We start from the raw sequence: 10840 nt of genomic DNA on the forward strand, positions 1-10840 counted from the left end.
ACTACTACCAGCACTGGTGCCGTAAAGGCGGTGAACGTGGCACTACTAAAACCAAATTAATGACATATATTGGTAGACGTGAGCACAAAGAGCGGCTAAGATACCAACTGCCTACTGTTAATCGAGTGATTCAAGCGACGGTTATTGCCGTCAAGATGCCATCTGTGTTCCCTACAGCTGAAGCAGCCAACCAACAAATATGGCTTGGTAAGCAAATTCAGCTTATGAAGAACGCTATCGGTCATAAACTTGACCCCAAATAGCCAACCATGTGCATAGTGTGCACCCCATGTGCATAGTATAAAAACAAACTATGCACGTCTACAGACCTTACCCCATATAGCTTATAGCAACCCTGTGCATAGTGTGCAGGGTTTTTTCGTATGCGCGCGCGGGAAATATTTATTTTATTACTATCATAAGACAATCAATGACAAATATTTTTTTTATTCTCGTGCGTAAAAATAACTATGCACACTATGCACACTATGAACATCAGTCTTATAAACCAGTAATGACAAGGGCTGTAGATGTGCATAGTTTAAAACCCAACCCTGCACATCTTGACGTAACTATGCACACGCTTCTATATTGGCTATAAATACCGGGGGATATTTATCATGCGTCAAGAGTACTTACGAGCAGCGGCAGAAGCTTATGCAAACCTAAGCGATATAGAGTCTGACTGCTATCATTATTTAAACCACGGCTTTGATTCGACCATCCAAGCAAGACTGACAGATACCTACTCAACCAAATTATTAAATAAAGCGGTACCGCAAAAATATATCAATAAGATTGTTTGTACTGCTTTGGCTGAATGCCAGTACCCAATCAACGAAACGATTGGCTATGCTTGGAGTGGTAACGAGCGTGCCGCGTTTGCATCTATATCAAAAGCAACTTGGTCACGCAATCAGATGTCTGATCACATCGAATTTATACTAAATGATATGAGCCGGAACGCAGTAGCAGCAAGGGCTAAGATACAATTACAAGTAGTTGGCTATTCAGAGGTTACTTGATTAATGGAACAGTTTCACCTAAGATTTCTCATATTCGAAGTTCCTGCCTAATCGTAAAGCACACGGCAGCATCAACCAAACATCACCAGTTAAGCCCGTTGCCCCCGCAGCGGGCTTTCTTTATGGGCAATCCTTATGCCAATGATGCCTACCAAGCTTTGCAGCCATGCAGGTTGCAACGCCAGTGCTGGTGCCAATGGCGTTTGCAGGATACATAAGCCTAAACCTAAGCATCAAAAAGCAAAGCAAATCAAGCAAGCAGAACCAGCCAAGCTTAAACGCATAGATAACAGACCATCATCTGCTCAGCGTGGATACGATGCCAGGTGGCGCTCAGCTCGTGAATTATATTTAGCTGACGAGCCATTATGCAGAAATTGCATGTTGCAAAATATCATTACTGGCGCTGATGTAGTTGATCACATCATACCCCACCGCGGCGACCACGAACTGTTTTGGGATCAGACAAACTGGCAGCCTCTCTGCTACTCATGTCACTCAATCAAAACAACGACCATCGATAATAAATTATCTGATTATGATGTCGCCCAGCTCAAGGCAGGGTGGGGTAAAAAGTAAACCCGATTGCCCCCAGAGACCACCGCCCCCAAGCTTTTTTTCGCATGGTCAAAACTCTGTAGGGGGTATACCCCTTCAAACAATAATTATTCTCAGGTGACACTATGTCTCGTCCACGTAAACCGACGCAGCTCAAAGTGTTGCAAGGTAGCCGTGTCCGTAGCGACCGTGAAGCTGCCAGCAACGCTGCTCAACCAACACTAGCTATACCACCCTGCCCTGACTGGCTCGACGTCAAATCACGCAAGCAGTGGGACAAGATAGCACCACAATTGGTCGCACTCGGATTGCTATCAGTTATCGACGGCGATTTGTTTGGCGCGTATGCCGAGACGTCAGCGCGTTACGGTGACGTCTGTACCAAGCTTGAAAATATCGATACTTGGATTGGTACAACACCAAACGGTTTTATGGTCCAGACCGCACTGGTCAGTATCCGCAACACATTACAAAAACAGCTTATATCCTTAGGCCGCGAGTTTGGTCTATCTCCTGCTGCCCGCTCCAGTATCAAAGTCGATGTCGCTCAAGGCAATTTGTTTGGCGACGATGATTTTGGAGAGTTCAATAAACAAGGTTAAAAAACTATGTCAGATGCTATTGCCTACGCTAATATCGCGATGCAATACGCAACAGATGTAGTCGATCGCACTATTGATGCGTGCATCTATGTGCGTCAAGCGTGCCAACGCCACTTGAGCGATCTCAAACGAGCTGACAACGAATCAGGTTTTGAATTTGAGTTTAACAGTCAGCTTGCTGCAAAGGCTTGCAGATTTATAGAGCTGCTGCCACACGTCAAAGGCGAACTGGCTAACAAGCGCGAATTGATATTGCTTGAACCTTGGCAAATATTCATCGCCGCCAACTTATTTGGTTGGGTAGATTTTGATGGTAAACGCCGCTATCGCTATGCCTATGTTGAAGTACCACGCAAAAATGCTAAGTCAACATTGGCTGCTGGCATCGGCTTATACCTATGTTTTGCCGATGGGGAGATGGGCGCGGAAGTTTATTCGGCCGCAACCACTCGTGACCAGGCACGCATTGTGTTTGAAACAGCGCAAAGTATGGTGCGAAAACGCCCAGATATGCAAAAAGCGATGGGTATTGAAGTCACGGCCCATGCGGTTAGCTCAATCGGCACCGCATCAACATTTAAGGCCGTCAGTCGTGATTACGGGGGCAACTTGGACGGTCTAAACGTTCAAGGCGCTATCATCGATGAGCTACATGCTCATAAATCAAACGATACTTATGAAGTCATGGCTACAGGCATGGGTGCGCGTGAGCAGCCGCTTCTATTCGCTATCACCACAGCCGGTTTTATTTTAGACGGTGTTTGCTACGAGCAACGCACTTTGGTCGCCAAGGTTTTATCTGGGCTTGAATCACATGACCGTTACTTTGGCATTATCTATACGATAGACGATGCTGATGATTGGCGTGACCCTAAGAGTTGGCGCAAAGCAAACCCCAACTACGGTGTCTCAGTTTATAAAGCCGCGCTCGAAGCGGAGTACCAACGCGCCGCTGTTAGCCCTGATGCTCAAGCTGACTTTTTAACCAAGCATTTATGCGTCTGGGTAGCCGCTCGTAGCGGTTGGCTCAACATGCAAGATTGGGATGATGCTACCGACAAAACATTGAAACCCGAACATTTTAAAAACTACCCATGCTTTGGTGGTCTTGATTTAGCGTCCAAAGTCGATTTGGCATCACGCGTTAAATTATTTGTCAAAAAGATAGATGGCGAATCATATTATTACTTGTTTGCAAATTTTTATATCAACCGTGCCCAACTAGACAACGCCAACAATCCAAATCAAAAACGTTTTATCGAATGGGAACGCCAAGGCTGGCTAACTGTTACCGACGGCAATATCACTGACTTTGAGCGCATTGAGCGCGACATTGTTGATGATGCAGCAAATTATGATATGCAAGAAACGGGTTACGATCCTTTTAACGCAACATATTTGGCAATGCGTCTAAATGAGCAAGGTCTCAATATGGTCGAAGTGCCGCAGCGCGTTGCTTATCTAAGCGAGCCAATGAAACATTTACAAGCTCTCTTGACTTCAAAGCGTGTGCATCACGACGGCAATCCAATCTTGCGCTGGTGTATGGGCAACGTCACTGTCAAAAAAGATGCAAACGATAACATATTCCCTCGTAAGGAATCAGACGCCAGTAAAATCGACGGCGCGGTCGCTGCAATCATTGCTACCAACCGCGCGCAATACTACGACGAAACTGGCGACCTACCTAGTCAAGATTTTGAGACACAGCTTGGCGACTACTTAAACGACTTTGTAAGCTTCAGGGGATAACATGGCAATTATGCAAACCGTGGCCGCATGGTTTGGTTACGCGCCGCGTGACCCCGTGGACGGCAATCAAAACGCTACTCGCACTGTCACTAAAACAGCTAAGCCAGTCACCTTTGATAGTGCAATGACGGTGACTGCTGTCTTTGCATCGATAAGACTACTCGCTGAAACTATCGCTAGTATGCCTATCGAGATGTACGTTAAAGATAAGAACGGCCTACTAGATAGCAAAGCAAACCACGACATTATTAAGCTGCTCAGATATAAACCCAATAAGCGTCAAAATCGCATTGAGTTTATGGAGCAGCTGATGCTTAACTTGGTCAGCGACGGTAATGCTTATACTCGAATCACCCGTGTAGGCGATAAAAACTCTCGTATTATTAGCTTGGATATTATCAACTCATCAAACATGACTGTCATCTTAAAAAATGACGATGTCATCTACCGGCAACAAATCACGTCTGCTGTCACTCGTGATTTTAAAGAAGAAGATATTTGGCATGTCAAGCTGTTTGGCAACGGCATCAAAGGACTTTCTCCTTTGCAACATGCCGCCAAAGCGGTTGGCGTAGCAGACGCATCAGACGACAAAATAACATCACTTATGAAAAACGGTGCAAAGCCCACTGGCGCATTAATGACAAAAGGCAGCCCCAACGCTGACCAGCGCGATGCATTGCGTAAAGAAATGGGCGATTTAACGAGTGGCGATGAAACTTTTATGCCAGTGCTGCCACTTGACATGAAGTTTCAAGCGATAAGTTTAACTCCTAGTGATATCGAACTACTAGCCACGCGGCGATTTAGTCTCGAAGAGATTGCGCGAATGTTTGGAGTACCAAGTATTTTGATTAATGATAGTACTCAGTCAACCAACTGGGGCAGCGGTATTGCTTCTATTATCGAAGCTTTTCACAAATTCAATCTGAGACCCTATCTTGAGCGGCTTGAATTATCGATGCTGACATCGCTGGTACCACGTAAAGACTGGGATAAATATCAGTTTGAGATTGATGCTGATGCTATCTTACGCTCAAGCCGCAAAGAGCGCGTTGAGATGTATAACACTGAAATCTCAACCGGTCAGCGTACACCGAACGAGATACGCCGCGCTGAAGGCTGGAAAGAAAAAGACGGCGGTGATGAGCTTTACATGCAACTAGGCTTTGCTCCAATGAAAGCCATAGCTAAGCAACAACCAAATCAACAAAAGGTAACTAGAGATGAATAAACACTCACTGCAAACGCTGCACTGTCGCGATAGCCGCAGTGAGCTGCTGGATTCAGTTAGCACCCGACGTATGGCAATTAATGACGCTCAGATACGCTTTGTCGAGCCCAAAGACGGTAGCACCGCTACTCATATATTTGAGGGCTACGCGGTGCGCTGGGATAGCATTAACACCTACGGAGAGAAGTTCGCGCGCGGTGCCTTTACCGATATGATTGCTCGCTTTGATAGCGGTGAAAAAATCATCCATATGTACTACAACCACGGTTGGAAAAATATGTTTGATGCCCGCGCCGCCATGCGAATAGGTAAATACATCGAAATTGTTGAAGATGATATCGGCCTACGTGTTAAAGGTGAGTTTACTCCAGGATTGTCTTTGGCTAATGATGTTAGCGCTATGGTCAAACACGAAACGGTAGACGGTTTATCTATCGCGTTTTACCCCATCAATGATATCGATGTTGAAGATATGGGCGACCATATCGTCATTAATCGTGCGGACCTTTACGAGATTAGTCCTGTCGATGAGCCGTCAGACCGAAGTGCAAGGCTCAACCGACAAGCTGAGACTATTAATAACTTAGCTGATGAGCGCGACGCAGCGGATATGCTAACTAAGCTGGGCCTTGATCAAGCCGATGCTAGACACTTTATAACTAAGCTCGACAGTATTATTGGGAGTGGTGGCCACACTGCTCCTGAGCCTGATGATGACCCGTTTGCCTTTTTAGATTCATAGATTTAGCCAACTCAACCCAAACCTAAAATAAAGCTGCCTATCGGTAGCTATTTTTTTACCCAAAAGGATATTCCTATGCGTGATATTAAACAAGCAGCCTTAGCTGGCGCAATGGCTGGTCTAGCAGGTGTTAGCACCCGTGATGCCGGTGGCAGCTCATCTAAGGATGAGTATGAAAAGTTAGCTGGTCAATTGAAGTCTCGACTGACCACAATCGACAAACTCATCGAAGATAAGCAAAAGCAACTTACTGATGATAAAGCCGATGCTGAAACCCGTAACGCCGCTATCAAAGAATTACAAGATGGTATTGGCGAAGTCAGCGACTTATCAGCGCGCTTTGAAGAGCTTGAGCAGCGCATGGTCAAAGGCGTTCAAGACGGTGAACTTGACCCAAATAGCATCGGTGGCCTACTCTCTCGCAATGAAGGCTTATCGAACGAAATCAAAGCGATCAAGAACGCGCGCGGCACAGTACAAATCGACGGTGTATCAGCACGCAATACGATCATGATTAGCGGTATCGATAATGCAGTCAATATCAATAACGCTAAGATGGTGCCAACGACTGAAAGTCCTTTGACCATCGTTAATATGATCAACTGGATACCAACGAGCGCCGACTTAATCCCTTATATGCGTGAGTCTGCTGTCTCGTTTATGGCAGATATTGTGCCAGAAGGCGAACTTAAACCTGAATCCACGCTTGAGTTTGGTATTGATTCGCTAGAAGTCGACGTGATCGCGCACTGGGTACGTGTCAGTAAGCAGGTGCTTGACGACGCCCCAGCACTGGCTGCGTATATCGAAGGTCGTATGTCATATGGCTTGCGCTTGAAACTTGAATACTTGGTCATCAACGGCGATACCAAAAGCTTTAAAGGCTTGATGAAAGCCGGTAACAGCTTGACTGTAGTTGCCGCTGATAATGCAATCGATACGATCAGCACTGCTAAAGCAAAAGGTTATGCGAACTTTTTGCCGCCTGAGACCGTCATTCTGAACCCGCAAGATTGGGCAGAAATGGAACAGACTAAAGGCACGGACGGGCATTACTTGTTTGGTTCGCCAGGCTCTGCGGTACAGCCCGTTATTTGGGGTCTGAAAGTTATGCAGTCTCCCGCAATGCCTATCGGCAAACATTGGACCGGCAACATCTCAATGGCGACTGAAGGTTATCTTCGTCAAGATGCAACTGTTGAGCTATCTACTGAAGATGCTGACAACTTCCGCAAAAACTTGGTAACAATACGTGCTGAAATGCGTGCTGCCTTTGGTGTTGTCATGCCTGATGCTGCTGTGACGGGTGACCTGGTCAACGTCGGACCTTCAGAATAGATAATTATTTGAAACGCTTCTCCTAGCTGCTGGTAGCACGTCTGCCAGCGGCCTTTTTTTATCCTAACTCAATATAGGCATCATCCATGATTACTGCATCTATTACGCTTGAGCAAGCTAAATCACATTTGCGCGTGACGCACGAGATGGATGATACGTATATTGCGGGGCTTATCCCCACGTCATTTCAATTAATCGCTGATGAGCTTGATCGCGAGCTAACAGACGACATCTGCTTAACACCATCTGGTCAATTGTCAGAATCGTTAAGACACGCCGCGTTGCTGGTCATTGGTGATTTGTACCAAAACCGTGAAGCTCAGCAAACTGAGCAGCTACACATGAACCACGCGCTCGACAGACTGCTGAATAAATATCGCAAGATGGGAGTATGACATGGCAAAGATCAGTCGAGGTAAGCTTGATACACCCATCGGCATATTAAGAGCGACTACGACTCAAGATGACTATGGCGCTGTAATATCCACCTTCACTCAAGTTTCTCAAACATTTTGCGAATGGCTACCATTATCTGCCAATGCTGTTATTCAGGCACACACAGAGGGTATGACGATCACTGCCAAATTACATGTGGATTTGCAGACAGATATTAACCAGACAGACCAAATAAAAAATCTTAATGATGGCCAGATTTACGAGCTAATTACGGTAATGCCCGTCCCTACTGACAACAAGAAAATCATTATATGTAAGGTATCTAATGTCTAACGATTTAATGAACGTTGAGTTTGAAGTACTTGGGCTTAACGAGTTAGACGATGCTTTGGCAGAATTAACCCTATCAACGCAAAAAAAAACGCTCGAAGGCGCTTTGATGAAAGCCGCGCTACCCATCATGAAGGACGCAAAAAAACGCGCACCCAAAGATGAAGGTGATCTTGAAAAAGCGATTGGACGGCAACGTATTAAAAAAGCCGATATGCCATCGGTTGCTGTGCTCGTCAAAAAGAGCCGTAAAAACCCTTACCCATTCTATTGGCACTTCAAAGAGCACGGAACTAGCAAAATGGTAGCAACTCCTTACTTACGACCAGCATTTGAACAGAATGTTGAGCTCGCTATACAGCTATTTAGCGAAGAGCTAGCCAAACGCATCGATAAACTGACTCAAGACTAATGATATGAGCGATAAACATGGACGCATCCAAACTCATCAAATCAGTGCTAGACCCTTTGGTAGAAAACCGTGTGTATCCATTAAAGGTACCAGAGACCGCAGCCGCTACCGTCAAAGGCAAGCCATACATTATCTACACACCAATAACTTCTATCGACGTTACCACCAACGAGGGGCACACTGGACACGAGCGTGTGCCTATCCAAATCGACGTGTACGCCGCTACTTATGGCGAAGCCAATGACACAATGAAACTGGCACTAAAACAAATCAGTGAAAACATCGAAGGCACCGCGTTTAATGGTCGAGGTCCATTCCCTGATCCTGATCTCTATCGACAGACCGCAGATATCCGCATCTGGGGCACTATTTTTTAATCAAACAAAAGGAATACCGTTATGGCCAAAGAAGACATCGTTGATAGCTTCTATCGACTGAATATCGACTTAGATGGTACTGGCGCTACATTTACTAAGATTTCACTCTTGCAAGACTGTGCGCCGCCAACCTCTGAGAAAACCAGCGACACGATCACTGCAACTGACGACCAGGAAGAGGTCGAGGTCGTTGTAGATTTTAAGAAAAACTCACAGATTGATTTTGAAATCGTCTATGACCCTACAGACCCCACTCACCAAAAGCTTGATGAGATGTGGGTCGACAACAGTTATGCAGATTTTGAGTACGAGTTTGTCAAACTTATGCGCAAAAAGAGCTTTACTGCACAGCTTATGCAGTGGAAAGAGGTGACTGATAAAGAGAAAAAACTGCGTATGCAAGGCACCCTGAAAGTCTCAGGTATCAACACCACTACCGTATAAACATCACTAAATGAAGCTGACAGCATTGTTGGCTTCACTCTCATAAACTATTGAAAACTTAGGATAATAAAATGTCAAAAAAACTAACTGCTGCCCTTATCACTGCTAGCGTCGCTGAACTACCATCTGGCTATATTACTATGCCCCATCCTCATTTGGATGGTGATATCAATGTCAAAATCCATACTGTCGCTGAACGTGAAGAGTTTGAAAAGAAAGCATACTACTCTGACAGCGAACTTAAGCAATACCCACAGCGCGCCGTTACGTTTGCTTATGCTGTCGTAGATGATAAAGGTGAGCGCTTATTTACTGACGAACAGATTCCAGAAATTAGCAAATGGCCAGCTTATATTACGGTACCAGTGCATTTGAAATACAATGAACTCAACAATGTTGGTCCCGAAAAAATTGAGGCCGCTACAAAAAACTCTTAAGCCGTCCCAATCGGCGCTTCTTATTTAAACTTGCTTTGCAGCTTGGCATGACAGTAGCTGAACTATCAGCCAAGCTATCAAACGATGAGCTGGTTGAATGGATGGCTTATTATAGCTTTGACCCGTGGGGTGGCTATCGTAGTGACGTACAGACAGCAAGGCTCGAAGCAGTCGCTGCCGGTTATAAAGGTAGTCTGTCTGAGATACTTGCTTTCAATCCTGACCCCCTGCCACCGGATGAAATAGAACGTCGAGAACGGGCGGCACAAATCGCCAAATTAGAGCGACAAACTGCTCAAATGGCAGCAATGTTTGATATTGCTGAATAATTGCCCTATCAGAAATGATGGGGCTTTTTTAATGGAGATACAAAATGGCAGTCTTATCCCGTCTTGAAATCATTTTGGCTGCCAACTCTGCCAGTTTTAATCAATCTATTGCTGATGCCCGTTCACAGACAAAAATCGCATTCAGTGATATGCGCGAATCCGCGAATAAAATGGGCCCTGCTGTTAGTGCATCTATTGGTGCCGCAGCCGCAGCGACCACTGCCCTTGTCGTAGAGCAAGTCACACTGGCAAATGAACTACAACATACTGCCAATGTTGCCAACTCGTCTATCAAAGAAATCCAGCGCTATACTGTCGGCGCTAAAAAAATGGGTATCGAACAAGATGCACTAGGCGCAATATTTCAAGACACGTCAGACAAGATAGGTGACTTTTTATCAAGTGGCGGCGGCGGTATGGCCGACTTTTTTGAAAATATCGCACCACAAATCGGTGTCACTGCTGAGCAGTTCAGAGAACTATCAGGACCACAAGCACTACAACTATATTATGACAACCTAGAACGCGTCAATCTCAGTCAAAATGAGATGACTTTTTATATGGAAGCGATGGCTAGTGACGCAACAACCTTAATACCACTACTAGCCGATGGCGGTGCAGGATTTGACGTTTGGGCAGATGCTGCTGCAAACGCCGGTGCTGTTATGGATGCAGAAACTATAAGGGCCACTAAAGAATTACAAGCAACAGTTGATCTATTAGAGCTTTCTGTAGACGGCGCTAAAACACAGTTCGTTGCTGGTTTTATTCCTGTATTGTCAGATGCGGCTGGTGAGCTAGTCGGTACTGCCGATGCTGCTGATGCCGCACGTATTGCAGGACACAATTTTGGTCAGATGCTAA

Annotated in this window: 15 protein-coding genes and 1 pseudogene; all 16 read left to right on the forward strand. The window is 45.4% G+C overall.

The features are described from left to right. Nucleotides 1-263 (forward strand): hypothetical protein (locus BLR43_RS13675; RefSeq protein WP_167669416.1); only part of this gene is annotated, 263 nt, incomplete at its 5' end. Between the two features lie 357 nt (nt 264-620). Beyond that, a complete protein-coding gene (locus BLR43_RS12830) occupies nt 621-1025 on the forward strand; it encodes a hypothetical protein (RefSeq protein WP_093071386.1) in 405 nt (134 codons plus the stop codon). 135 nt (nt 1026-1160) lie between these two features. Continuing rightward, on the forward strand, nt 1161-1604 hold the full coding sequence (locus BLR43_RS12835; protein WP_093071387.1) for an HNH endonuclease: 444 nt from the start codon (nt 1161-1163) through the stop codon (nt 1602-1604). A 104-nt stretch (nt 1605-1708) separates the two neighbouring features. After that, complete coding sequence (locus tag BLR43_RS12840) at nt 1709-2185, forward strand: phage terminase small subunit P27 family (RefSeq protein ID WP_093071388.1); 477 nt, start codon at nt 1709-1711, stop codon at nt 2183-2185. Between the two features lie 6 nt (nt 2186-2191). After that, entirely contained in the window at nt 2192-3937 is a 1746-nt protein-coding gene (locus BLR43_RS12845) for a terminase large subunit (protein WP_093071389.1), read from the forward strand. Between the two features lies 1 nt (nt 3938). Next, nucleotides 3939-5171, forward strand: a complete 1233-nt coding sequence (locus BLR43_RS12850; protein ID WP_093071390.1) for a phage portal protein — start codon at nt 3939-3941, stop codon at nt 5169-5171. Further along, entirely contained in the window at nt 5164-5913 is a 750-nt protein-coding gene (locus BLR43_RS12855) for an HK97 family phage prohead protease (RefSeq protein WP_227674307.1), read from the forward strand. Before BLR43_RS12850 ends, BLR43_RS12855 begins: the two co-directional genes overlap by 8 nt. 75 nt (nt 5914-5988) lie before the next feature. After that, entirely contained in the window at nt 5989-7251 is a 1263-nt protein-coding gene (locus tag BLR43_RS12860; protein ID WP_093071391.1) for a phage major capsid protein, read from the forward strand. A gap of 86 nt (nt 7252-7337) precedes the next feature. Beyond that, nucleotides 7338-7646: a head-tail connector protein gene (locus BLR43_RS12865; RefSeq protein ID WP_093071392.1), complete on the forward strand. Its 309-nt coding sequence runs from the start codon at nt 7338-7340 to the stop codon at nt 7644-7646. Nucleotide 7647: 1 nt separating this feature from the next. After that, entirely contained in the window at nt 7648-7980 is a 333-nt protein-coding gene (locus BLR43_RS12870; protein WP_093071393.1) for a phage head closure protein, read from the forward strand. After that, nucleotides 7973-8389: an HK97-gp10 family putative phage morphogenesis protein gene (locus tag BLR43_RS12875; RefSeq protein ID WP_093071394.1), complete on the forward strand. Its 417-nt coding sequence runs from the start codon at nt 7973-7975 to the stop codon at nt 8387-8389. Before BLR43_RS12870 ends, BLR43_RS12875 begins: the two co-directional genes overlap by 8 nt. Nucleotides 8390-8406: 17 nt before the next feature. Further along, on the forward strand, nt 8407-8766 hold the full coding sequence (gene gp17 / locus BLR43_RS12880; protein WP_093071395.1) for a tail completion protein gp17: 360 nt from the start codon (nt 8407-8409) through the stop codon (nt 8764-8766). Nucleotides 8767-8787: 21 nt separating this feature from the next. After that, nucleotides 8788-9210 (forward strand): hypothetical protein, encoded by a 423-nt coding sequence (locus BLR43_RS12885; RefSeq protein WP_093071396.1) that lies wholly within the window; start codon nt 8788-8790, stop codon nt 9208-9210. Between the two features lie 71 nt (nt 9211-9281). Beyond that, nucleotides 9282-9647: a hypothetical protein gene (locus tag BLR43_RS12890; RefSeq protein ID WP_093071397.1), complete on the forward strand. Its 366-nt coding sequence runs from the start codon at nt 9282-9284 to the stop codon at nt 9645-9647. A gap of 47 nt (nt 9648-9694) precedes the next feature. Beyond that, nucleotides 9695-9976 (forward strand): phage tail assembly protein T, encoded by a 282-nt coding sequence (locus BLR43_RS12895; RefSeq protein WP_093071398.1) that lies wholly within the window; start codon nt 9695-9697, stop codon nt 9974-9976. Nucleotides 9977-10020: 44 nt separating this feature from the next. Beyond that, nucleotides 10021-10840, forward strand: a pseudogene (locus BLR43_RS12900) (transglycosylase SLT domain-containing protein); the annotation flags it as partial.

Source organism: Psychrobacter pacificensis (assembly GCF_900101915.1).
GTDB classification, from domain to species: domain Bacteria; phylum Pseudomonadota; class Gammaproteobacteria; order Pseudomonadales; family Moraxellaceae; genus Psychrobacter; species Psychrobacter pacificensis.